The sequence below is a fragment of the Amycolatopsis thermophila genome (assembly GCF_030814215.1).
Classification (GTDB): domain Bacteria; phylum Actinomycetota; class Actinomycetes; order Mycobacteriales; family Pseudonocardiaceae; genus Amycolatopsis_E; species Amycolatopsis_E thermophila.
The window spans coordinates 5572362-5596165 of the sequence record NZ_JAUSUT010000001.1 but is presented as its reverse complement, the minus strand read 5'-3'; the positions used below and the strand labels follow the sequence as shown (position 1 = coordinate 5596165).

20 protein-coding genes and 2 pseudogenes are annotated in these 23804 nt (G+C 69.9%); 5 read left to right on the top strand and 17 right to left on the bottom strand.

Going from position 1 to position 23804, the window contains the following annotated elements; translation table 11 throughout:
• Nucleotide 1: 1 nt before the first annotated feature.
• The 11 genes and pseudogenes from FB470_RS27455 to FB470_RS27405 all read right to left on the bottom strand — a co-directional run bounded on the left by FB470_RS27455 (nucleotide 2) and on the right by FB470_RS27405 (nucleotide 13742).
• Nucleotides 2-1684 carry an AMP-binding protein gene (locus FB470_RS27455; protein WP_306996224.1) on the bottom strand — a complete coding sequence of 561 codons (1683 nt, stop codon included), beginning with the start codon at nucleotides 1682-1684 and terminating at the stop codon, nucleotides 2-4.
• Between the two features lie 967 nt (nucleotides 1685-2651).
• Nucleotides 2652-3269, bottom strand: coding sequence for a TetR/AcrR family transcriptional regulator (locus tag FB470_RS27450; RefSeq protein WP_306996223.1), 618 nt, complete (start codon nucleotides 3267-3269; stop codon nucleotides 2652-2654).
• Nucleotides 3270-3276: 7 nt separating this feature from the next.
• Nucleotides 3277-5058, bottom strand: coding sequence for an acyclic terpene utilization AtuA family protein (locus FB470_RS27445; RefSeq protein WP_306996221.1), 1782 nt, complete (start codon nucleotides 5056-5058; stop codon nucleotides 3277-3279).
• Nucleotides 5055-5867 (bottom strand): TIGR03084 family metal-binding protein, encoded by an 813-nt coding sequence (locus FB470_RS27440; protein WP_306996219.1) that lies wholly within the window; start codon nucleotides 5865-5867, stop codon nucleotides 5055-5057. The genes FB470_RS27445 and FB470_RS27440 overlap by 4 nt, the downstream gene beginning before the upstream one ends.
• A gap of 1 nt (nucleotide 5868) precedes the next feature.
• Nucleotides 5869-6630 (bottom strand): enoyl-CoA hydratase/isomerase family protein, encoded by a 762-nt coding sequence (locus FB470_RS27435; RefSeq protein WP_306996217.1) that lies wholly within the window; start codon nucleotides 6628-6630, stop codon nucleotides 5869-5871.
• Nucleotides 6627-8645 (bottom strand): ATP-binding protein, encoded by a 2019-nt coding sequence (locus FB470_RS27430; protein ID WP_306996216.1) that lies wholly within the window; start codon nucleotides 8643-8645, stop codon nucleotides 6627-6629. The genes FB470_RS27435 and FB470_RS27430 overlap by 4 nt, the downstream gene beginning before the upstream one ends.
• 12 nt (nucleotides 8646-8657) lie before the next feature.
• Nucleotides 8658-10259, bottom strand: coding sequence for an acyl-CoA carboxylase subunit beta (locus tag FB470_RS27425; RefSeq protein ID WP_306996215.1), 1602 nt, complete (start codon nucleotides 10257-10259; stop codon nucleotides 8658-8660).
• A 23-nt stretch (nucleotides 10260-10282) separates the two neighbouring features.
• On the bottom strand, nucleotides 10283-11437 hold the full coding sequence (locus FB470_RS27420) for an acyl-CoA dehydrogenase family protein (RefSeq protein WP_306996213.1): 1155 nt from the start codon (nucleotides 11435-11437) through the stop codon (nucleotides 10283-10285).
• A gap of 744 nt (nucleotides 11438-12181) precedes the next feature.
• Nucleotides 12182-12604: pseudogene (locus tag FB470_RS27415) on the bottom strand (transposase); the annotation flags it as partial.
• Between the two features lie 6 nt (nucleotides 12605-12610).
• Nucleotides 12611-13057, bottom strand: a complete 447-nt coding sequence (locus FB470_RS27410; protein ID WP_306996211.1) for a YdeI/OmpD-associated family protein — start codon at nucleotides 13055-13057, stop codon at nucleotides 12611-12613.
• A gap of 10 nt (nucleotides 13058-13067) precedes the next feature.
• Nucleotides 13068-13742 (bottom strand): DUF998 domain-containing protein, encoded by a 675-nt coding sequence (locus FB470_RS27405; RefSeq protein WP_306996209.1) that lies wholly within the window; start codon nucleotides 13740-13742, stop codon nucleotides 13068-13070.
• Nucleotides 13743-13827: 85 nt separating this feature from the next.
• On the opposite strand from FB470_RS27405, the gene FB470_RS27400 reads away from it, so the two are divergent.
• Complete coding sequence (locus FB470_RS27400) at nucleotides 13828-14565, top strand: TetR/AcrR family transcriptional regulator (RefSeq protein WP_306996207.1); 738 nt, start codon at nucleotides 13828-13830, stop codon at nucleotides 14563-14565.
• Between the two features lie 92 nt (nucleotides 14566-14657).
• Here the strand turns inward: FB470_RS27400 and FB470_RS27395 are convergent, their stop codons facing one another.
• A complete protein-coding gene (locus FB470_RS27395; protein ID WP_306996205.1) occupies nucleotides 14658-15041 on the bottom strand; it encodes a GNAT family N-acetyltransferase in 384 nt (127 codons plus the stop codon).
• Between FB470_RS27395 and FB470_RS36015 the strand changes: the two are divergent.
• A pseudogene (locus FB470_RS36015) lies at nucleotides 15037-15237 on the top strand (IS982 family transposase); the annotation flags it as partial. The gene FB470_RS27395 and the pseudogene FB470_RS36015 overlap by 5 nt on opposite strands.
• Here the strand turns inward: FB470_RS36015 and FB470_RS27390 are convergent.
• The gene (locus FB470_RS27390; protein ID WP_306996203.1) at nucleotides 15159-15458 is read right to left on the bottom strand and encodes a PEP/pyruvate-binding domain-containing protein; all 300 of its coding nucleotides are present in this window, start codon (nucleotides 15456-15458) and stop codon (nucleotides 15159-15161) included. The pseudogene FB470_RS36015 and the gene FB470_RS27390 sit on opposite strands and share 79 nt — an antisense overlap.
• 65 nt (nucleotides 15459-15523) lie before the next feature.
• Between FB470_RS27390 and FB470_RS27385 the strand changes: the two genes are divergently transcribed.
• Nucleotides 15524-15718, top strand: a complete 195-nt coding sequence (locus tag FB470_RS27385; protein WP_306996201.1) for a transposase — start codon at nucleotides 15524-15526, stop codon at nucleotides 15716-15718.
• 283 nt (nucleotides 15719-16001) lie between these two features.
• Here the strand turns inward: FB470_RS27385 and FB470_RS27380 are convergent, their stop codons facing one another.
• The 4 genes from FB470_RS27380 to FB470_RS27365 form a co-directional block, all read right to left on the bottom strand.
• A complete protein-coding gene (locus FB470_RS27380) occupies nucleotides 16002-17336 on the bottom strand; it encodes an MFS transporter (RefSeq protein WP_306999503.1) in 1335 nt (444 codons plus the stop codon).
• A gap of 234 nt (nucleotides 17337-17570) precedes the next feature.
• A complete protein-coding gene (locus FB470_RS27375) occupies nucleotides 17571-18992 on the bottom strand; it encodes an FAD-binding protein (protein ID WP_306996200.1) in 1422 nt (473 codons plus the stop codon).
• 52 nt (nucleotides 18993-19044) lie between these two features.
• Complete coding sequence (locus FB470_RS27370; RefSeq protein WP_306996198.1) at nucleotides 19045-20520, bottom strand: aldehyde dehydrogenase; 1476 nt, start codon at nucleotides 20518-20520, stop codon at nucleotides 19045-19047.
• Entirely contained in the window at nucleotides 20517-21539 is a 1023-nt protein-coding gene (locus tag FB470_RS27365; RefSeq protein ID WP_306996197.1) for an NAD(P)-dependent oxidoreductase, read from the bottom strand. The genes FB470_RS27370 and FB470_RS27365 overlap by 4 nt, the downstream gene beginning before the upstream one ends.
• 227 nt (nucleotides 21540-21766) lie before the next feature.
• Here FB470_RS27365 and FB470_RS27360 point away from each other — a divergent pair, with 227 nt between their 5' ends.
• Nucleotides 21767-22996, top strand: a complete 1230-nt coding sequence (locus FB470_RS27360) for a CaiB/BaiF CoA transferase family protein (RefSeq protein ID WP_306996195.1) — start codon at nucleotides 21767-21769, stop codon at nucleotides 22994-22996.
• 1 nt (nucleotide 22997) lies between these two features.
• Nucleotides 22998-23801, top strand: a complete 804-nt coding sequence (locus tag FB470_RS27355) for an enoyl-CoA hydratase/isomerase family protein (protein ID WP_306996193.1) — start codon at nucleotides 22998-23000, stop codon at nucleotides 23799-23801.
• Nucleotides 23802-23804: the final 3 nt, after the last annotated feature.

Here is a 23804-nt window from a genome sequence, read left to right as displayed (position 1 = left end):
GTCAGCGTGACTCCTTCCGGTCCTGGAAGAGGTCGGCGTGCGCCTGGCGGAGCTTGTACTTGAGGACCTTGCCCCCGACCGTTTCGGGCAGGGCGTCGGCGAACACGATGGCCTTGGGCGTCTCGTAGCCTCCGAGCCGTTCGCGGCAGTAGGCGATGAGCGCCGCCTCGTCCACCTCGGCCCCGGGGCCGAGCACCACGACGGCCGTCACCGCCTCGCCCCAGTGCTCATGCGGCAGGCCGATCACCGCCGCCTTCGCCACGGCGGGATGACCGTGCAGCACCGACTCCACCCGCAGGCTGGACACGTTCTCCCCGCCGGATTTCACGATGTCCTTGAACCGGTCGACCATGACCCGCAGACCCTCGGCGTCCACGGCGGCGCTGTCTCCCGAGTGGAACCAGCCGCCACGGAACGCTTCGCGTGTCGCATCTTCGTTGAGGTAGTACCCGGCGGTGACGGCCGGGCTGCGGTACACGGCCTCGCCGGGGGTCTGAGGTTTGTCCCGCACCGAGCGCCCGGTCTCGTCCACCACGTCGGAGGCCAGCAGGGGGCTGGGCACCCCGACGTAGTTCAGCGTGGGCGCGGTGCGTTCGTACACCTCCGGCCACTTCGCGGGCCAGAACCGGTGGCAGGCGATCGCTTCGGTCTGCCCGAAGATTCCGAGCACGACCAGCCCCGGTGCTTTCTCTTGCAGGGAGTGGTAAACGGCCGGTTCCAGCGCGCCCCAGCCGTACACCAAGACGGTGAGGCTGGACAGGTCGCGGCCGCTCTTGTCCGCCTCGACGTTCAGCGCGGTGACGAACTGGGGCGAACCGGCCCACACCGCGGTGGCGCGTTCCTCCTCGATCGCCAGCGCCACCTGGTCGGGCAGCGGGCGGCGCCCGAGCACCAGCGACCCCCCGGCGAGGAAAGCCGACAACGTGAAGACCTGGTCCCCGACGTGGTAGATCATCGGCAGCGCGGTCAGCACCCTCAACTCGGTCTCCAGCCGGAGCCCGCGGGTGAGCGAGACCGTGAAGTTCAGCGCCGCCAGGTGACTGGCGACGTGCGAGGTCATGGCCCCCTTGGGCATGGCAGTGGTGCCCGAGGTGTAGAGCAGCTGCCAGACGTCGTCGCCGTGGATCTCCACGTCCGGCTCACCGACCGGCTGCCCTGCCAGGAACTCGCCGAAGCTGGGGCTGTCGGCGACGGGACCGCCGCCGACGGTGACCGTCGCCGCGACGGGCAGGCCGGCGGCGGTGAACGTTTGTTCCGCACGTGGCCACAGTTCGGCGTCGACGATCGCCGCTCCCGGTTCGCCTTGCCGCACCAGGTACGCCAGCACGTCAGGGGCCAGTGCGGGGTTGACCGGCATCGCGACCATGCCCGCCTTGGCGATGCCGATCTTGGCCAGGTACGCCTCGACGGAGTTCTCGCAGAACAGCACCACCCGGGCGCCGGGTTCCAGCCCGCGCCCCGCCAGCGCGTGAGCGATCTGGTTGGCGATTTCGTCGGCTTGGCGGTAGGTGACCGAGGCGAACCGTTCCTCGCCGTAGGCGCCCGGGCGCCCCGTGATCGCGATTTTGTCCGGGTAGCTCCACGTCAGCCGTTCGAAGATGTCGCCCACGGAGGTCCGCTCCCAGCGGTTGACCGCGCGACGTCCGCGCAGGTTCGCGACGTCGATCTTCCCGTTCAGGTCCACATCAGCCTCCTTGCCGCATGCCTGGCCCGACCTCGACAGCATCCACCCTCGTGGCTGGTCCGACAAGACCAAAGTCACCAGCTATTCACATCTTCCCCTGAATTACGTCCCCTGTCGCTGGCCATGTGGTGAATGATCGTGCACTAGTCAGGCTTCGAGAAGCGAACAGGAGCGGTGATCAGGACGATGCCCGTGGGGCTCGACGTCGGCCAGTTGCTCGGGAGGAGTGCCGGCTCGGCGGGGCGAGCGGGTCCGGGAGATCGAGGACCTCGGGTTCGACGGCACCTGGTTCGCCGAAGCACACGGTTCGGACGTGTTCACCCCCGTCGGCCTCGTGCGAGGCGCGCAGGACGCGAGTCCGGCTGGGCGCCGCCGTCGCACAGCTGCCCGCTCGCACGCCCGCCGCGACCGCGATGGCCGCCACGACCGCGAGGACCCTCGACCACCTCTGTAATGCGCGGCTGGTACTCGCACTCGGGGCTCCCGACCTCCAGTGTCCGAGGGCTGGCACGGCTTCGCGTACCCTCGTCCGCTAGCCCGCACCCGCTGGCACGTGAACGGCCGGTGACCCACGACGGTGGGTTCCACCAGCTGCCGCTGTCCGGTCGGGAGCGGACACGGCAAACCGCCGCGCTCGTCCCAGCGCCCGCTGCAGCCCCGGATGCCGACACAGCTCGGCGCCGAAGGTCCGAGCAACGTGGCGCTCGCCGCCGGGATTTGCGGATGGCCGGCACGCGCCGACGACCGGGTGCGGCCCCAGCTCGCGCTGAACCTGGGCGGCACGGGCGCGCGGGGCGCGAACGTCCACCAGTCGTCTTCGACAAGATGGGCTACCCGGATCGGACTGGATCCGCCAGGGCCTGCGGCTGGGATTCCACTGTGGTCGATTCGATCGCCGCGCAGGGGCGGCCCGAGGACCTGCCCGCAGTGGCCTGTGCGGTCTTCGACTGAGCCGGGCGCCGGGCGCTCACGGCGGCTCTCCGCTCGGTTCCGCCCGAGGCACAGCCACGACGCCGAGGCAGGCGTGCGCCGCGTCGCACAGCAGCGTCGCGAGCCGGTCGTCCGCCAGCCCGGGACTGTGGAAGAGGATGGACTGCACAGCGCCGATCGCCGCGTGCACCAGGACCCTCGCCTGGCCGTCGCCGAGGCCCGGCCGCAGCGAGGTCAGCACGGCGACCCACTCCTCGAGGTAGTGGCGCTGGGCTCGCCGGAGCCGACCGAAGTCCTGCTCGGGCAGGTGGCGCGCCTCGAGGTGGTAGACCTGCAGGATCCGCCGGTCCGCCAGGGCCACCCGCACGTGGTGCCGGACGAGACCGGTGAGCGCCGCCCGGTCATCGGGGGCGCTCGCGACGATCCCGGCGGCGCCCTCCCCCAGCAGGTTCATCACCTGCTCCAGCAGGGCGGCCAGGATCGCCGGCTTGCCGGCGAAGTGCCGGTACACCCCGGTGCTCACGATCCCCGCCGCCGCGCCGATGTCCGCCAAGCCGACCGCGTGGTAGCCCTGCTCGGAGATCAGCTCGGCCGACGCGGCGAGAATCCGTTGCCTGCGGGTGGGGTCCCGGCGCCGGGCACGTGGCTCCGCCATGACGAGGTCAGTCCCGCAGCAGGCGTTCCGGAATGTCGGCGAGCCTGCTGCGCAGGTACTCGCCGAGCCCCTTGGCCTGCGGGTCCGGCCGGGTCGCCGAGGCCACCCCGTCGCCGAGGATGCCGACGACCACCAGGTTCACCGCACGCAGGTTGGGCAACTCGTAGCGGCGGATCTCCAGACCGGCGGTCTCCGGGAGCAGCTCTCGCACCCGGTCGACGGTGAGATGACCCCGCAGCCACGCGTATTCCTCATCGGTCCGCGCCCACACCCCGATGTTGGCGTTGCCCCCCTTGTCGCCGGAGCGCGCCCCGGCAACCGCGCCCAGCGGCGCCCGGCGGGAAGGCCCGGTCGCCGGGGCGGGTGTGGGCCCCGGGTCCGCGGGCACCGGCAGGGCCGCGGTGACCGGATCGTGCGGGATGACGCGAACGCTGCCGTCCGGCAGGGTGACCCGGTGCGTCACCTCCGCGGCCGGGACCAGGGTCGGCCAGTAGACCCCGTAAGCGCTCTCCGCCGACGGCGGGGTGGTGGTGTGGAAGCCCGGGTAGCCGCCCAGCGCGAGCTCCATGACCGTGCCGGAGAACGCCCGGCCCACTTTGCGGCGGTCGGGATCCTTCACGGTGACCCGCAGGTGCGCGGTGGCCTCGGCATTGGTAGCCGCGTCCGGGTGGTCGAACCGCAGCAGCTGCGCGTCGAACTCGGCGAACCGGTCCCGCCCGCCCAGCAGATCGGTCAGCTGCTGGCTGGCCCACGCCGCCTTCTCCTCGATCCGCAGCCCGGTGAGCACCAGCGTCATCGTGTTGCGGTAGCCACCTTCGTAGTTGAGCGCGACCTTGAGCTGGTCGGTCGGGGCGCTGCCGCGGACACCGCGGATGCGGACCCGGTGCTCGCCCTCCTGGGCCAGTTCGATGCTGTCGAAGTGCGCGACCGCGTCCGGCCCGGCATAAGCGGGCTCGCCGATCTCGTAGAGGAGCTGGGCGGTGACGGTGCCGACGGAGACCAGGCCGCCGGTGTCCTCGTGCTTGGTGATCACACTCGAGCCGTCGGGCTCGACCTCGGCGATCGGGAAGCCGGGGTAGCGGCGGTCGGTGACCTCCTCGAAGAACGCGTAGTTCCCACCGGTGGCCTGCGGGCCGCACTCGATGACGTGGCCGGCCACCATCGCCCCGGCGATCTTGTCGTGGATGCCGGCATCCTCGCGGGTCCAGCCGTGCCACCACGCGGCGGGCCCGACCACCAGTGACGCGTCGGTGACGCGTCCGGTGACCACCAGGTCGGCGTCCGCGTGCAGGGCTTCGGTGATCCCCCAGGCTCCGAGGTAGGCATTGGCCGTGACCGGGCGGACGCCGGCTTCGGCAAGCTTGCGGCCGGTGTCGAGATGGGCGAAGTCGTGCCCGGCGGCCTGCAGCTCGTCGAGGCGGTCGACGAGGTCGTCGCCGTCGACGTAGGCGATGCGGGGGTGCAGGCCGAGCCGCTCGGCCAGTGCGCCCAGCTCCGCGGCGAGCCCTGCGGGGTTCAGGCCGCCGGCATTGGCCACGATCCGGATGCCACGGTCGAGGCAGCTGCCCAGCACCTGCTCGACCTGGGTGAGGAAGGTCTTGGCGTATCCCGCGGTCGCATCCTTCTGCCTGGCCTTCCACAGGATCAGCATGGTCAGCTCGGCGAGGTAGTCCCCGGTCAGCACGTCGATCGGCCCACCCTCGACCATCTCGCGAGCGGCCGCGAGCCGGTCGCCGTAGAAGCCCGAGCAGTTGCCGATCCGCACGGGGCGGCGGGGGGCGGGCGTCATCGTGTTCCTCCTTGGCTGGCCGCGAAACCGGGAGCACGCCCGGCGCCCGGAGCGCCGGCGAAGGTCTGGGCGAGCGGGATCCACTCGGTCGCGACGGGGCCGGCGACGACGAGCGCGGTGTCCTCGACGTGCCGTCGCTGGGTGACGACCAGGCAGAAGTCGAGCGCGGTGCCGGTGACCCGGTCCGCTGCGTCGTCCGGGCCCCACGTCCAGCGGGCGCCCGACGGTGCGTCGAGCTCGACCCGGATCGGCACCGCGGGCGCGGGTCTGCCGTTGAGCGTGAACGAGAATCCGACGGTCCGCACCCCGAGATGGGCGATGTGCCGCAACCGGTCCGTGGGTTCGCGATGCCGGCCGAGGGCGTCGGCGACGTCCTGGCCGTGCGCCCAGGTCTCCATCAGCCGGGCCGTCGCCGAGGACAGGGCGCTCATGCCGGGCCCGTACCACGGAAGCCGGGTCTTCGGATCGAGTGCACGGAAGACCGCGACGAATTCCTTCCGCGCCCTGGCCAACCAAGATCGGACCTCGTCGGCAGGCAGGCCGGCGTGTTCAGCCACGATCCGGTCGGGAAAGTCCATCCCCCCGGCCATCAACGCGTCGGCTTCGCGCCGGAACGCGTCCGGGTCGACGGCGGCCCGCGTCGCGGTCTCGTCGAAGTACGCGAGGTGGGTGAGCTGGTCGCGGATGGTCCACCCCACCGCGGGGGTCGGGGTGGCGAGGCCGGCGTCGTCCAGGCCGGCGACCAGGTCCCGCAGCACGTGTGTCTCGGCGAGAAGGTCGTCGAGCACCTGGCGCATCGAAACACCCATGTCAGCGTCCCTGCCAGACGGGCGCGCGTTTCTCCCGGAACGCGAGCGGACCCTCCTGCGCGTCCTGCGACAGGTACACCGGCGCCCAGATCTCCTCGGCCCGGTCGTAGGCCTCGGCCCGGTCGTGGCTGGCGGACAGGTAGGCAGTGCGCTTCGCGGCGAGCACCGACAACGGCGCGTTGGCGGCGATCCGCTCGGCGAGCCGTTGCGTCCGGTCTCGCAGCTCGGCGGCCGGGACGACCTCGTTCACCAGCCCGTACTGCTGAGCCCGGGCGGCGCTGACCGGGTCGCCGGTCAGCAGGATCTCCAGCGCGATGCGCGGTGGTACGAGCCAGGACAGCGGGGCCGCCCACGGCGAACCGCGACCGACCTTGACCTCCGAGACGGCGAACCGGGCGTGCTCGGCGGCGACGACCAGGTCGCACTGCTGGGCCAGCAGGAACCCGCCGCCGTAGGCGATCCCGTTGACCGCCGCTATCGTCGGCTTCGGCACGTCGATGTTGCGGCCAAGCTGGGGCAGGAAGTCCGGCGGCGGGACGGTCAGCGCGGTGTCGTTCATCTCCTTGAGGTCGCCTCCTGCGCAGAACGCCTTCTCGCCGGCGCCGGTGAGCACCAGCACCCTGGCGTCGTCGTCGGCGTTGAACCGTCGGACTCCCTCGAACAGTCCTTTCCGGACCGGTTCGCTCAGAGCGTTGCGCGCCTCCGGGCGGTCGATCGTCAGCCAGGCGACGCCGTTCGTCACCTCGTAGCGCACCGGGGTCATCGGGTTTCCTCCTCGGCGATCACGGCGACGATCTCGCCGGCCTCGACGGTCTGTCCTAGGTGGACGCTCAGTTCGCTGACCGTGCCGGTGACAGGCGCACGCACGGAGTGCTCCATCTTCATGGCCTCGAACACCACGATCACCGCGCCCGCCTCGACCCGCTGTCCCGGCTCGGCGACGACCCGGACCACCGTGCCGGGCATCGGGGCGAGCAGCGAGCCGGGCGCGGCACCACTCCCCGGCTCGGGCAGTCGCGGGCGTTCGGTCAGTGTGGTCCCGCCGAGCACACTGTCGCAGTACACCGCGTCGTTGACGGCGTGCACGTGCACTCGGCGCCGCACCCCGTCGACGCGCAGGTCAACCAGGTCAGGCCGGGCCTCGAGCAGCGCGAGCCCGCTCACCGGCGTTCCGTCGACCTCGGCGGCCAGCCCGTTCCGGGTGATCCGGTAGGCGACGTCCACCTCGGTTTCGCCAATGCGGTACTCGGCGCGTTGCGGGGAGCTCACCACGTTGCGCCAGCCGGAGGGCACCGCGCGTTGCACCGGGGCGCCGGCCCGGCGGGCGGCCTGGCTCGCGAGGGCCGCGGCCAGCGCGTGCACGGCGATGACGTCCTTGCCAGGCGTGCCGACGAGGGTGGCGGGCGGGTGCCGGGTGAGGTACCCGGTGTCGGTGGCGCCGGCCACGAACTCGGGCTCCCGCAGGATCGCCACGAGCAGGTCCCGGTTGGTCACCAGACCGTGGATCCGCGCGTCCGCCAGTGCCCTGGCGAGCCTGCGCACGGCGTCGGTGCGGGTCCGGCCGTGTGCGATCACCTTGGCGAGCATCGGGTCGTAGTTGGTCCCGACGACCGAACCGTCGCGGACCCCGGTGTCGACGCGCACCCCGGGCAGGTCCGGGATGCGGAAGCGGTGCAGGGTGCCGCTGCCGGGCAGGTAGTCGGCTACCGGGTCTTCGGCGTACAGGCGCGCTTCGACGGCGTGGCCGCTGATCGTCGGGTTGAGGGCTTCGGCCGGCAGAGGCTCGCCTTCGGCGACCTGGATCTGCAGCGCAACCAGGTCGAGCCCGGTGATCTCCTCGGTGACCGGGTGCTCGACCTGGAGCCGGGTGTTGACCTCGAGGAAGAAGAACTCGCCGGTGGGCGCCATCACGAACTCGACGGTCCCGGCGCCGGTGTAGCCGATCGCGGCGCCCGCTGCGACAGCGGCCTCGCCAAGCCGTGCGCGCAGCGCCTCGTCCACAGCGGGCGACGGCGCCTCCTCGATGATCTTCTGGTAGCGGCGCTGGATCGAGCACTCGCGTTCGAACAGGTGCACCACCCTGCCGTGGGTGTCGCCGAAGATCTGCACCTCGACGTGCCGTGGGTTCTCGACGAACCGCTCGAGGAACACGGTGCCGTTGCCAAACGCTGACGCGGCCTCGCGCCGCGCGCCCACCACGGCGTCGACGACCTCGGTGGCGTCCCGGACGATCCGCATTCCGCGACCCCCGCCACCGAAGGCGGCCTTGACCAGCAGGGGGTAACCGATGTCCTCGGCCATCGCGGTGACCGCGGCGGTGTCGACCTCGTCCGCGTCGTCGATCGTGGCGCCCGGCAGCACCGGCACCCCGGCCTTCGCCATCAGCTCCTTCGCCGCGATCTTGGAGCCCATCGCCTCGATCGCCTCGACCGGCGGCCCGATGAAGACCAGGCCGGCCTCGTCGCACCTGCGGGCGAACTCGGCGTTCTCGGACAGGAACCCGTAGCCGGGATGGATCGCGTCCGCGCCAGTGGCCAGCGCGGCGTCGACGATGCGGTCCGCGCGCAGGTAGGTGTCCGCAGACGCGGCGCCGGGGAGCAGGACCGCCTCGTCCGCCGCTTCGACGAACAGGGCGTCGGCGTCGGGCTCGGAGTGCACCGCGACGGTGGCGATGTCCAGCGCACGCGCGGACCGGATGATCCGTTCCGCGATCTCGCCGCGGTTGGCCACGAGCAGCTTCCGGATCCGGTGCCGGGCCGGACTGGTCTGGGTGGTCATCTCAGGTAGTCCTCACATCCGGAAGACGCCGTAGCCACGCTGGCCGGCGACGATGTTGGAGTGCGCGGCGGACAACGCGATGCCGAGCACGGTGCGGGTATCGCGCGGGTCGATGAGTCCGTCGTCGTAGAGCCGGGCGGTGACGAAGAACGAGTGCGACTCCTTGTCGATCTGCGCCTCGATCGCCGCGCGGTTGCGCTCGTCGGCCTCGGTGTCGAACTCCCGCCCGGATGCCGCGGCGGACTGCCTGGCCACGATGGACATCACGCCGGCGAGCTGCGCGGCGCCCATCACCGCAAGCCGCGACCCGGCCCAGGCGAACATCAGCCGCGGGTCGTAAGCGCGGCCGGACATGCCGTAGTTTCCCGCGCCGAACGAAGCCGCCAGGTTGATGGTGATGTGCGGGACCTTGCTGTTGGCGACCGAGTTGATCATCTTGGCCCCGTCCTTGATGATCCCGCCCTGCTCGTAGTTCTTGCCGACCATGTACCCGGTGGTGTTCTGCAGGAACAGCAGCGGTGTGTCGGTCTGGTTCGCGAGCTGGATGAACTCGCTGGCCTTCTTGGCCTCCTCGCTGAACAGCACCCCGCGCGCGTTGGCGAGGATGCCGACCGGGAAGCCGTGCACCGAGGCCCACCCGGTTACCAGGCTGGTACCCCACAAGGGCTTGTACTCCCCGAACCGGGAGCCGTCGACGACCCGGGCGATCACCTCACGCGGGTCGAAGGGCACCTTGATGTCCGCCGGCGCGATGCCCAGCAGCTCGTCCGGGTCGTAGAGCGGCTCGTCGGCGGGCAGCGTCGGACCGGGACCGAGCTTGCGCCAGCCGAGCTCGGACACGATCTGGCGGCCGATCCGGATGCAGTCGCGCTCGTCCGCGGCGAAGTGGTCGCACAGCCCGGATGTCTTCGCGTGCATGGCCGCGCCGCCCAGTTCCTCGTCGTCGGCGTCCTCGCCGGTGGCCATCTTCACCAGCGGTGGCCCTCCGAGGAACACCTTCGCCTGCTGGTCGACCATGACCGCGTAGTCGCACATGCCGGGAACGTAGGCCCCACCGGCCGTGGAGTTGCCGAACACGAGCGCGATCGTCGGGATCGCCATCGAGGAGAGCTCGGTGAGATCGTGGAAGATCTTCCCGGCATGCACGAACAGCTCCGACTGCGTCGGCAGGTCGGCGCCACCGGACTCCACCAGGTTGATCACCGGCAACCGGTTGACCCGCGCGATTTCCAGTGCTCGCAACGTCTTCTTCAGCGAGTACGGGTTCATCGCCCCTCCGCGCACGGTCGGGTCGTGGGCGATCAGCACGCATTCGACGCCCGAGACGACACCGATGCCGGTCACCACCGACGCGCCGACCGGGAACTGCGTGCCCCAGGCCGCGAGGGTGGACAGTTCGAGGAAGGACGCATCCCGGTCGAGCAGCAGCTCGATGCGCTCGCGGACCAGCAGCCGGCCGCGGTCCCGGTGCCGTTGCTGGTAGCGCGGGCCGCCACCGGCAATGGCAGCTTGGATCTGCTCGTCGAGCTCGGCGAGCACCTGCTGCTGATGCCGGTAGTTCGTCTGGTAGGTCTCGTCCGCCGTATTCAGCGCGGAACGGAGCACTGTGGTCATCGCGCGGTGGTCCATTCTGTTGCTCAGTAGGAACGGGGCAGGCCGAGGGTGTGCTGGGCGACGAAGTTGAGCACCATCTCCCGGCTCACCGGCGCGATCCGGAGCAGGCGTGAGATGGCCCAGTACGGCATCAGGCCGTACTCGGTGGCGAGCCCGTTGCCGCCGTGCGCCTGGATCGCCGCCTCGGCAGCGGCCCCCGCGGCCTCGGCCGCCGCGTACTTCGCCATGTTGGCCGCCTCGCCCGCAGGAAGCTCGTTGTCGTGTAGCCAGGCCGCCTTCGTGGTCATCAACGCGGCCAGGTCCGTCTCGATCCTCGCCTTGGCCAGCGGATGTGAGACTCCCTGGTGGGTGCCGATCGGCTTGCCCCACACCGACCGCGTCGAGGCGTACTCCGCGGCCTGGTGCAACACGTGGCGGGCGATCCCGACGCACAGGGCCGCGCCCGTGATGCGTTCCGGGTTGAGCCCGTGAAACACCTGCCGGAACCCGTTGCCCTCCTCGCCGACGAGCCACTCCGCCGGAGCGCGGAGATCGTCGAAGTGCAGGACGAACTGCTTCTCCGGCAGCTTCGCCGACACCGGCAGCGGCGTGGCCACCAGGCCGGGTGTGTCCGTGGGCACGATGAACAGCGACAGCACGGCGTGCCCGGTCGTCTCGTCTACGCCGGACCGGGTGACGAGCAGGATGGCTTCGGCCTCGTCCACCCCGGAGATGTAGTGCTTGGTGCCGCTGATGAGGAAGTCCCCGCCGTCGCGACGGGCTACGGTCGACAGGCGGTGCGTGTTCGACCCTGCGTCCGGCTCCGTGATCCCGAAGACCACCTTCGCCTCACCCGAGGCCATCCGCGGCAGCCAGTGGCGCCGTTGCTCGTCCGTGCCGAAGTCCGAGATCATCTCGCCCGAGATCGCCGCCGACACCAGCAGCAGCAGCATCGGGCAGCCGGCCGCGGCCGTCTCCTCGCACACCATCGCGAGCTCGACCAGCCCGGCGCCACCCCCGCCGTACTCCTCGGGCAGATTGATCCCGAGGAACCCGTGGTGCCCTAGCTCCGCCCACAGCTCCGCGGTCGGCTCACCGGCCTCGGCTCGCGGCACGTAGTACTCCGGGCCGAACTTCGCGGTGATCGCCCGTACCGTGTCCCGGAGATCCCTGTGCTCGGACGTTTCCCGAAAGTCCACTCCAACTCCTTTGTCCGCCACGACAGCCTGCTGCGGCTCACAGGGCCGTTAGTGCATGATGATTCACTAACGACGATTTGGCAAGCGCCCAGCCGGCAACCTCAGAGGTGGTGACCTCGCGAAAAACGCGCGATCAGGCACGAGAGAGCGGGCACGGAAGGTCGACTGCGGCATAGGTCACAGGATGACCCAATGTGAATCGAAAGTGACTACGCTCCGCTGCGGGAACGGGGCGCGATATCGGCGAAGCGACATCGTGCTACCCCGGTGTGACCACCTGGGGCGGCCGGGAAGCGGGCGAGAAGATCCTCATGACCAGATGTCGGCCGTCGGTGCTGTTCCCCGTCAACGACTTCGCCGCGGTCGCGGATGGGCAGGCCTGGACTGCGCGGTCGTCCGGTTCAACGACACCTCACTGGCCGCCGAACTGCCGATCCCGCCGTCGTGCGCGACGAGCCCGCCCAGTCCGTCCGCCTCACCCCCACCCTCCACACCGCGAAATCACCGACTGACCCCGCGGTTCTTCAGCGACCGTGGCCTGAACACGGCCGCCCTCTTGCACAGCGGTTGCTGGCGATCCACGGCGTCACCGCGAGGACGCACAGGTCAAGTTCATCCGCGAGGGGTAACAGGGGTCGAGGTTCGTGCACGCCGGATCGTTGCGCGTGCCATTGACCTCGCCGGATGCTGCAGGCGATGCCGAGGAAGGCTTGGTGGATGTCGTCAGGATTTCCCACCGGGTGCGTAGGCGCGGTCGGCATACAAGCTGTCGGGACGGCGGCGGGGCCGCCCATGCCGGCCTCGCACCGGCGGGTGGGCCTCCAGCAGCGGGCACGCTGGGTGATGTCGTTGCGGTTCCCGCCGGTCAGCGTCACCGCCAGCGGAATACCGCCATCTTCGGTGATCAGATGTGTTTGGAGCTGGTGCGGGCTCGGTCGACCGGGCTCGGCCCGGTTTTCGGCGTCCTTTCAGCGCCCGGACATGCGAGCCATCGACCGCAGCCCGAGACCAGTCGAGCAGCCCGGCCGCGCTCACCTGGCCAGAAGCAGCTCGTGCAACTCCTGCCACACCCCGGCTTCGGTCCCGCAGCCGTCGCCAGCACGTCATCCCGGAGCCGTATCCCAGCTCCTGCGGCAGGAACTCCCACGGCATCCCCGTGTACAGCACTTCGCGTCATGGTTCGGGTTTGCGGTCGCGGAGGGCGGCGATGGCTTTGGCGATGCGACGTTGCCGGGTTTCTGGTGTTTTGGCTTGTTGTATCGGCAGTACGAATCGTTGTTTGCGGCTGTAGGACAGTCCGTCGAAGAATTCGCGGGTGCCGGTGTCCATCGCCTCGGCGAGTTCGGGTGGCACGTCGAGTTCTCGCGGGCTGGTGTCGAGCTCGAGTTCGGTGTCCACTTCGTCCCCCGCCGCGACGCCTGCCGCCGTGCGTACGTCGCTGCTGACGGGGATGAGGTACCGACCGGCCATGACGCCGATGCTGGTGCGGTAGGTGTATCCGTTGATGGTCACCCGCACCGGCGGGCGCTTGCCACCGCCCAGTGCGGAGAGAAGGTCAGGCGGAACCTCGATGCCGGTGGTGGTCTTTCCGGTGAGTTCGATCGTGGCGCGGAGCTTCATGGCCGGGTCCTCACTGTGCGCGGTAGAGGTGCAGGGACAGGGCGGCGAGCCAGGCGAAAGCGATGACGACAGCGGCCCAGAATCCCAGGATGACGGGCGGGCTGCTGGCGCCGGATGCGATGCCGGCGAACCCGGCGAGGAACGCGACGCCGGTGCCACGCGAGTACCAGGCCCAACCGCGTCGGCCCGCTCGAGCGAACGTGCGGGCCAGTACGGCGGTGGCCGCGATCAGGCAGAGGAATCCGAGCCCGCCGGTGACAACGTGCAGCACACCGTGGACGGTCGGGTGAACGGGCGGGCCGTCAGGGGTACCGACCGGGAATCCGTTCATCGGATCGGCGACGAACACTCCCGCGGCGACGAGTCCCAGTCCGTAACCGGCGACGAGCCGCGGGCCCCACCGGCCGCCCGGGGTCCCGGCGAGGGCGCGGCGCATGCCGGCCGCGGCGGTGATGGTCATCAGGCCGGTGACCACCAGGACGGCGACGTGGATCCAGCCGGGCGCTCCGTTGGCGAGCAGGCTCAGGTCATGCCTGGTGAACTGGTACCCGCTGCGGGTCAGCGCCTCGATCAGACCGGCGACCAGGTAGAACGGCCCGGCGAGCAGGCCGTAGCCGAGCAGGGAGCGCGTAACCGTGCCGGGGCGGTCACAGGGGTTCGGGTGGGTCATGGTGGTGGTCGACATCGCGCGCTCACTTTCTGCACTCATGAGTACCGGTGGATACTGCACAGGACAGTACCGTCTGGTACTATTGAGTGCAAGAAGTTGAGTGGAGCGTTTCTGCGAGAGGATCCTGATGCCACCCTCGGACCTAACCGGCCCGGAAGACGTCCTGATCGTGCGCATCCCCGCAGCCGCGCCACGGTCGGCCACGAACGCGGAGCGCGGACCCGACCCGCGCGTGGCGCGGACACGGATGGCCGTCGCCGAGGCCGCGACCACACTCTTCCTGCGTAACGGCTACCAGGGCACCAGCGTCGACGACATCGCCAGCCTGGCCCGGGTGTCGAAACGCAGCGTGTACAACAACTTCGGAGACAAGGACACCCTGTTCACCGAGATCGTGCTCGGATATACCGCGACCGCGCAGGATTTCGCCGATCGGCTCGTCGCGGGCTTGCCGGACGCGACTGACGTGCCCACCGCGATACGTGAACTGGCCCGCCGGCACCTCGCGGCGGTCGCGCAGCCACAGGTGTTGCGGCTGCGCCGGCTCATCATCCTGGAGGCGACCCGATTCCCCGAACTCGCCGCCGAATACTACCGGCGTGCGCCCGGGCGGGTCATGAATGCCCTTACCGAGGCATTCGGCGAGTTGCACGCGCGCGGCGCGCTGAACACACCCGACCCGAAACGAGCCGCCGAGCACTTCTCCTACCTCGTGCTCGGCGCAACCCTCGATACCGCGCTGTTCGACCCCGACGGGCCGATGCCATCACCACGAGAACTGCAGCGGATCGCCGACGACGGGGCAGATGCCTTCCTCGCCGCCTACCGGCCAAGCTGACCTCACAACGACGCACACCGAACCGACCAATAACGCCACCCGTGCCCGGCATGCGAAGGTGAACGCATTCTCCGGCTTGGCTGCTCGATGGCTCAGGGGTGGATTGTCCAGGGAAATCCAGCCTGCTGGTCGGCGAGCCGCACGGACAGCAGGGCGGCCTGGATGCCCCGGCGCCGGTAGCCGGGCAGGGTCGCGGCCCCGGTGAACTGGGCCTGGCCGCCGGTGACGCACATGCCGACGGCACCAGCGACGACCCCGTCGCACCGCGCCAGGTAGCGCTGGACGCCGCCCGCCGCGAGCTCGCGCATGGCGCGTGTGAGGAACGCGTGGTCGGGCGGCCCCTGCGTGCCGGGGTGGCCGAAGCCGTCCGCGGCGGTCTCCGGCCAGGCGCCGAACTCGTCGTCACCACTCGGCCGGATCTCGATGCGTCGGGGTCCGGCACCCCGCCGGACCCGAGGCCGGCGCCCCGCCCCCAAGCTCGACGAGCGTCAGGTGCTGATACCAGGACCGCTCATTCTGGGCGACAAGGGCGCCGTCTCCCGCGAACTGGACACCGACCGCGCCGACCGCGGGGTGCGGCTGCTGCAACCGTCCTACCGCAACCGAACCCCGCACCCGGCCCAGAACCTGCTCAAGCCGGTCCGGCAGCCGATCGAGTCGCTCGCCCGCACCGCCGGCATTGGCGTGGTGCGAGATCCCGTTGCGATGCCGGTAGCCAGGGCGCGTGCGGTGAACAGGCTGCCCCAGCAGTTCCGCACCGACTCGATCACCGCCTGTGGCCCGGTGACCCCGAGGTAGGTGTCGAAGATGCCCGCGAAACTGGCGTGCGAGCCGTCCTCCCCGGTCGCCGAGCTGCGCACGGCCACCGGGAGGTTGACGTCCGTGCACCGCACGCACAGCCGCTCGTAGCTGTCGATGATCGCCTGCTCCAGGTCCGCTAGTCGGGTCGTGGTTTGAGTTGCTCTCGGATGAGCAGTGGGCGTTGATCAAGGACTTGCTGCCGGCGCGCACGGGGAGACCCGGGCGGCCGTTTTCGGATCCGCGGGCGATGGCCGAGGGCATTATCTACCGGTATCGGTGCGGGATCGCGTGGCGGAACCTGCCGGCGATGTTCGGGCCCTGGCAGACTCCCGCGCTGGTGGCGCGGGACTGAGATGGTCACGGTTCTGCCCCGCTCCTGTCCGAGAACGAAAATCGCTGGATTCTGTCCTGGCGGCTGACCTGTCGCTTCGCCTGCACCCGCCACCACACCGCTGTTGCGGGACACCTGCCCCTCCTGCGGGCATCGCCACGTTTGGACTCGCCCCCATCCACCCAGTTCGCCTTACCCCGGGGGTCTCGGGCTTGCCCTTCTGCAGAACTTGCCCAAGTCACGTGACACTCCCGTGCGGATCACGACTGGGGAGCTGGTGGTCCCCATGACCCGTCGGGTACTGTCACGCGGTTTCCGACGCGGGCGCGCTTTCGGTGGCGCTGGGGGTGCGCTCGGCGACAGTTTCCAGCGGGCGGCCGGTGCTGCGCGGGCCGAGCAGGCCGACATCCAGGCACAGCACGCCGATCAGTACGGCCGAGCCAAAAAACACCGCGGTGGCGCCGAGGTGGTCAAGCGCCGTGATCGCGACGAAGGGCAGTACCGCGGAGGTGAGGCGGGACAACGAATAGGCGATGCCGATCGCGCTGCTGCGCAGGCTGGTCGGGAAGATCTCGGTCTGATAGATGTGGAACGAGTTGGAAAACACGTTGCTGCACACGGTCAGCAGGAACCCGGTGGTGACGATCAGCGCGGACGATGCGGCCATGCCGAACAGCAGGCCGAAAAGCGCGATCCCCAAAGCGGAAACGATGATCAACCGTTTCCGCTCGAACCGGTCCACCAGCGGAATCGACAGCGCCGATCCGACCGGATAGCCGAGGAAACTGGCCGCCGCGTACCCCAGCGACGAGGTGATGTCGAACCCCTTGGCGGTCAGCACGATGGGCGCCAGAGCACCGAAACCGTAGTAGGCGACGGTCTGCAACACCTGGAAGATCCACCACATGATCGTGCGGTTGCGCAGCTCGCCACGGAACATTCCGCTCAGCGGCACTCGATGCACCTGCGCCGCCTCGGTAGTGGGAACGGGCGGCAACGCCGCGCCCGATTGACGTTGCACGATGGACTCGATCCGGGCGACCACCTGCTCGGCTTCGGCGGATCGACGCTGCACGGCCAGCCAGCGTGGCGACTCGGGCAGTTGACGCCGCGCGAGCCAGATCACGATCGATCCGGTCGCGCCGAGGATGAGCAGCATTCGCCAGCCCGCGAGGCCGAACACCGTGTGCGCGGCCACGGTTTTCGCCGCGACGAACGCCACGATCGGCACGGCGATGAAGCCGAGGGTGTAGGCCCAGGCGATGTAGCGGCCGCGTACGGTCCGGGGCAGGAACTCGGCCAGGTAGGTGTCGACCAGGGTCAGTTCCGCGCCGACGCCGAGGCCGGTGATGAACCGCAGCCCCAGTAGCCACGCCAAGTTGGGCGAGGCGGCGGTGAGCAGGCTGGCGAGCCCGTAGGCGCCGAGGTTGACCAGGAACATGGTGCGCCGTCCCAGCCGGTCGGCCAGGACTCCGAGCAGGCTGGACCCGAAGAACATCCCGAGGAACGCGGCGCCGACCACGGCGGACTTCTCTGTTCCGGTCAGGTGCCACTGCTGGGCGATGACCGCGGCCATCACACCACCGAGGAACACCTCGTACATGTCGAAAAACGTGCCGATGCCGACCAAGAAGGTCATCTTGCGGTGCCATCTGGTGACCGGCAGCCGGTCCAGGCGCGCGGCAACGTGTGCCGCGGCCCTCCCGGCGTCTGGTGCGCTGGGCTGCATGCGATCTCGCTCCTGGCGGTGCGGTGAGGACTGGAGGTTGGCGGGCGAAACTCGATGAGCGGGCGCGCGCCGTCAAATGGGCGTGAGAGGGCGCGGGCCGCAGCTCCGGTGCGGTTGCGGCCCGCGCGATTTGGAGGCCCGGGTTCAGGCGAGTTGTGCCGCGGCGTGTTGTCCGGCGAGGCGGCCGAAGGTGAGGGAGCGCAGCACCGACGTGGCCGGCGGGTACTCGTGGTAGAAGAGGCCGGTGAGCTCTCCCGCGGCGTAGAGGCCGGGGATGGGCACGCCGCTGGGAGTCACCACGCGGGCGTTCGTGTCGGTGCGGATGCCACCGTAGGTGAAGCAGATCGCCGCCGTGAGCGGGATGCCGATGAACGGTGGGGTGTCCAGCGGGGTGGCCCAGTTGGACTTCGGTGGGGTCAGCCCGACGGTGGCTTTGCCGTCGAAGCGGGTGTGGTCGAACTCGCCGGGGCCGACCGCGGAGTTGAAGTCGGCGACGGTCTTTTCCAGCGCTTCTGGTTGCAGCCCGAGCTTGCGGGCGAGCTCGTCGAGGGTGTCGGCCTGTTCCGGTGGTACGTCGGACAGCCAGGCGTTGCGGATCCCGGGGATGTCGAGGCTGTGCGCGTCGGCGATCCAGTAGGCCTCCTGGTTCTGGTGGCGCCAGATCTCGTAGCCGATGAGCTCGAAGGTGTTGTCCCAGGTGTCCCTGCCCTCATCGAAGAACCGTTCGGCCTTGCCGTTGACGAAGATGCCGCCGGTGTAGCCGTAGAGGACCGCGTCGGCTTTCCGGGTGCGGCGGTCGACTGGTTCGGCGTGGATCATGTCGAACTGGCCGGCCGTGTCGGCGCCGAGTTCCAGGGCCATGCGGATACCGTCGCCGCGGTTGTTGGCGATTCCCGGCGCGATCAGGGGCAGGTCGCACGCATTGGCGCCCAGGTAGCGGGTGAGCATCTCGGCGTTGCCTTCGAAGCCGCCGCAGGCCAGGACGACGGCTCCGGCGCCAAGACGGGTGGCGTAGCCGTCGGGGCCGCGTACGACGATGCCGTCGACCGCGCCGTCCTCGCCGGTGGTGAGGCGAATGGCTTCGGTCTGGAAGTGCACGTCGACGTTGGGGTGTTCGTCGAGCTTGGCCGAGAGGGCCTTGACGATGGAGGCTCCTCCACCGACGGGGTTGCCGGGCGGGGTCATGGTGGGGCTGCCGTCGGCGAAGGTGTGCGCGATGGGGAACTCGTTGAATTCCAGGGCGACCCCGCGGTCTTCGATGAACTTGAGGGTGGCCGGGGTCTCACGTTCCAGGGTCTTGCAGTACTCGTAATCGGACAGCCCGCCGGAGACCCGCTGGACGTGGTCCGCCCAGTCGGGGTCGAGCTTGCGTTCCTCAGTGATGCGCAGGAACGCCCCGGTCCACCGAGTTGCCCCGCCTCGCTGGTCCTCTGTGGATCGCTCGAGTAGTGCGATTCGCGGTGGTTGGGCCCGGTGGGCGGTCGCTTCGGCGTAGCTGACGGCTGCGGCGAGTCCGGCGGCGCCGGAACCGACTACCACGAGGTCGTAGCTGTTGGGGGTGTTCATCATTTCTCCTCGTCGTCGTTGACAGGATGGGGTTGGTTGCCGGCGGGCTCGGTCAGCGCAGGGTGAAGGGATCGGCCATCGGTTCGGTGCTGGATTCGAACCAGATGGATTTGGGCTGGGTGAACTCGGCGAAGCCGTCCAGGCCGTTTTCGCGGCCGTACCCACTGGTCTTGGTGCCGCCGAACGGGGTGCCGTAGTGCAGGGCCCGGTAGGTGTTGACCCACACGGTCCCGGCTTCGAGCTGACGGGCGACACGGTGGGCCCGCTGGAGGTTGTTGGTCCAGACGCCGCCGGCGAGGCCGAAATCGGAGTCATTGGCGATCGCGATGGCCTCGTCCTCATCCTGGAACCGGATGACGGACAGGACGGGGCCGAACAGTTCGTTGCGGGCGACGGCCATGTCGTTGGTGACGCCGTCGAGCACGGTGGGGGCGTAGAACCAGCCCGCGTCAGGGATGGGCGCATCCGGGCCGCCTGCGACGACTGCGGCGCCATCGTTGATGGCTTCGGCGACCCGGTGGGCGACACCGGTGTGGATCTTCTCCTGGGAGATCGGTCCCATCTCCGTGTCGGGCGAGGTCGGATCACCGAGTCGGATCCGCCGGGTCCGTTCGCCGATTGCCTTGACCAGCTCATCGGCGACGCCGTGCTGGACCAGTAGCCGGGATCCGGCGACACAGGTTTGGCCGGCGGCGGCGAAGATTCCGGCGATCACCCCGTTGGTGACCTGCTCGACGTCGACGTCGTCGAAGAAGATGTTCGCCGACTTGCCGCCCAGCTCCAGCACGGTCGGCTTGAGTCCCGCGGCGGCGCGGGCGGTGACCGCTTTCGCCGACTCGGGGCCGCCGGTGAAGAACACCTTGCGGACCAGCGGGTGGCCGACAAGCGCGTCGCCGGCCTCGTGGCCGTAACCGTGCACGATGTTCAGGCAACCGTCGGGCAGGCCGGCCTGCTGGGCGAGCTGTCCGAGCAGCCGCAGCGACAGCGCGTTGACCTCGGGCGGTTTGACGACCACGGTGTTCCCGGCGGCCAGGGCGGGAGCCAGGCCCATCGCGCCCAGGAACATCGGTGAGTTGAACGCGGGAATGACCCCGATGACGCCGTAGGGTTCGCGCACGGTGATGGCGGTGAGGGTCCGGCTGTCGTGCGGAATGTGCCGGCCCTCCATGTGGTGGGCGAGGGTGGCGTAGTAGTGGTACCAGTTGCGCAGCGCCACCTGCTGGCCGCGGACTTCGCGGATCACCTTGCCGGCGTCCCGCGATTCGAGCTGCGCGAGCTCATCGGCGTGCTCGGCGATCAGGTCGCCGAGCTTCCACAGGGTCTCCGCTCGCCGGCTGGGTGCCGTGGCGCGCCACGCGGGGAACGCATCCTGCGCCGCGGTCACCGCTCGGTCGATGTCCTCGGCGTCACCGCGGGCGATCTCCGCCCACGGGCGTGTGGTCATCGGATCGAGCGTGGGCAGGTAGTCGCCGGAGTGCGGTGACACCGCGCGGCCGGCGATCCAGTGGTCGTGACGGTCCATCGTCATCGCGTGCTCACACCGCCGATCACGTCCGTTCCTCGCTGCTGCGGCGGGGGGAAGGCCAGCTCTCGCTGGTCGAGCCGATGAGCGAGGTAGTCCTCCAGTTGCCCGGCCGCGCCGTCGGCGAACTCGGCGAAGGCCTCCCGGACCGTCCAGCCGATGTGCGGGGTGAGCACCACGTTGGGCAAGCTGCGCAGGGGTGAGTCCTTCGGCAGTGGCTCGACGGTGAACACGTCCAGGCCGGCCGCGCGCAACGGACCGTCCCGCAGCACCTCGACCAGTGCCTCCTCGTCGACGATCGCCCCACGCGCCGTGTTGATCAGCACGGAGCCGGGCTTCATGGAGCGCAGCTCCGCGGCGCCCAGCAAGCCCCGGGAATCCGGCGAGAGCCGCAGGTGGATGCTCACCACATCCGACGTGGTCAGCAGTTCGTCCATCGGCAGCCGTGGCACGCCGTCGTCACTGCCGACGGCACTGCTGCCGGGACGTGCCCAGGCGACGACGTCCATGTCGAACGCCCGGCCAAGCCGAGCCACGGCCTTGCCCTGCAGGCCCATACCCAGAATCCCCAGACGACGGCCGCGCAGGGTACCGCCCAGGATGCCGGGCCAGTCGCCGACCGATAGCGCTTGGTTCGCCTCGGGGAACTTGCGCAGCGCAGCGATCATCAGGCCGAACGTGAGCTCTCGCATAGCCGCCTCACACGCGTCGTGGCTGCGCCACAGCGGTACCACGATGCCACGCCTACCCACCTCGTCGGCGTCGATGTGGTATGCATGCCCACCGGTCTGCAGGATCAGCTCCAGCCGCGGCAGCCGGTTCAGCGTTGCGGTGTTGAAGCGGGTGCGCTCCCGGATCGCCAGCACGACCCGCACGTCGGCGAGTTCGTCGTCCGGTACCTCCGCCAGCGGGCCGTCCAGGACGGTCACGTCGGCAAGCTCCCGCAACCGGTCCGCCCCGGGCGAGGTCCGGATCTCGCCCTCCCAGTCGTCGAGGATCAGCATCCTCGGCCGTGCATAGCTCATGGGTGACGCAGCCTCCCTTTGGCTCGGTCTCCTCGCGCGCGGTCCGCCAACTCCCTGAGTGTCGCAACTGCGTATCGCGATTCGAATACTCGGATTAGAGTGAGCGTCACGCGAAGCGCCGGTCTTGTCAAGAGCCTGTTCGCACGAGTTCACCTCGCAGAGTTGGTTGACAGGTTTCACGCCTGATACGAGAATTCGAAGTCAACTTCGCAGATACGGAGACAGTGATGGCGACGAGCGACGATGAAGGACCACTGCGCGGGGTGCGGGTCGCCGACTTCACGTGGGTGGGCGCGGGACCGTTCCTGACCAAGCCGCTGGCTGACCACGGCGCGGAGGTGATCAAGGTCGAGTCCCGGACGCGGACCGACGTGATCCGCAGCATGGCGCCCTTCGCCGGGGGCGTGCCGGGGGTGAACCGGAGCGGCTACTTCGCCAACCGGAACTCCAGCAAGAAGTCCATCTGCCTGGACCTGCGCCACCCGGTCGGCCGAGAGCTGGCGCTGCGGCTCATCGCGGCCAGCGACATCGTGGCGAACAACTTCACCCCGGGGACGATGGAGCGGCTCGGGCTGGGATACCGGGCGGCATGCGCGGTGCGGCCGGACGTGATCTACCTGGACATGCCGATGCAGGGCGTGAGCGGGCCGCATCGGGACTTCCGCGGCTATGGCCTGTCGATCGCCGCCGCCGGGGGCCTGCTGGGGCTGTCCGGCTACCCCGATCGCGCCCCGGTCGGCACCGGCACCAACTATCCCGACCACGTGCCCAATCCCCTCCACGGGGCGATCGCGGTGCTCGCCGCGCTCAGGCAACGCCGACGCACCGGTCGCGGTCAGTACATCGAACTGGCCCAGCTGGAGTCCACGGTCAACGCGATCGGTCCAGCCATCCTCGCCGCCGGGGTCGGGATCGACGTGCGGCGTGACGGCAACTTCGACGAGGTCGCTGCACCGCACGGCGTGTACCGGTGTGCCGGCGAGGACAGCTGGTGCGCGATCGCCGTTGTCACCGATGAGCAGTGGCGCGGGCTGGTCCGCGTGCTCGGTCACCCGGACTGGGCCCGCAGCACCGAGATGTCCACCGGGGACGGCCGCAGGTCCGCGGCCGCGCTGCTCGACAAGGCGCTGGGAGAAGCCGTGCGCGACTGGGACGCCAGGGAACTGGCCGACGCACTGGCAGCCGCCGGGGTTCCGGCGGCACCGGTCAACGACGCCGCCGACCTCCTGCACCGCGACCCGCAGCTCGCGGCACGCCGCCACTGGGTCACCCTGCGCCACCCGGAAATGGGCGACTGCGTCTACGACGGCATCCCCTACCGCCTGTCGACCACGCCAGGACGCCTGCGCTCGCCCGCGCCACTGCTGGGCGCCGACACCCGTGCGGTGTGCACCGAGCTGCTCGGGCTCACCGGCGCCGAGTACGACCGTCTCCACGAACAGGAAGTGATCGGCTGACATGGCCATCGACACCGAACGCCACGACAAGACCCTCGTCATCCGGATCAACCGGCCCGAAGCGCTCAACGCCCTCGACGTCGCCGACATGCGCGCACTGAACGAGACCTTGCGCGCCTTCCGCGACGACTCGAGCCTGCGCGTGGCAGTGCTCACCGGAGCCGGGCAGCGGGCGTTCTGCACGGGCGCGGACCTCAAGCGCACCCTGCCGCCGCAGAGTTCGTTCGCACGCTCCTATTTCGCGCCCTACGAAGAAAGTGTCGGCGACGGGCTGTACGTCCGCGCGATCACCCTCAGTGAGCTGAACCTGACCAAGCCCCTCATCGCGGCGGTCAACGGGCACGCACTCGGCGGGGGCATGGAACTCGCGCTGGACTGCCACCTGCGGATCGCCAGCGACGCCGCCACCTTCGGACTGCCCGAGCCCCGCTGGGCGAGTGTGCCGGCCGTCGGCGGGGTGTCGAAGCTACTGCGTGCCATTCCACGCGCGGTCGCGTTGAAGATGGTCCTCACCGGCGACCGCATCGACGCCGCCGAAGCGCACCGGGTCGGGCTGGTCAGCGATCTCGTCCGCCCGGACCAGCTCGTCGACCGCGCGCTTGAACTCGCCGACCGCATCGCCGCCTGCGGACCGCTGGCGATCTCCAGCCTCGTCACCCTCGCCACCCGTAGTGACGATCTCCCGCTGAGCCAATCCGTCGCCCTGGAGCAGTTGCTCTGGGGCGTGCTCCGAGACACCCGCGACCGCGTCGAGGGCCGCACCGCCTTCGCCGAGCGGCGCACACCCCACTACACCGGCAATTGAGAA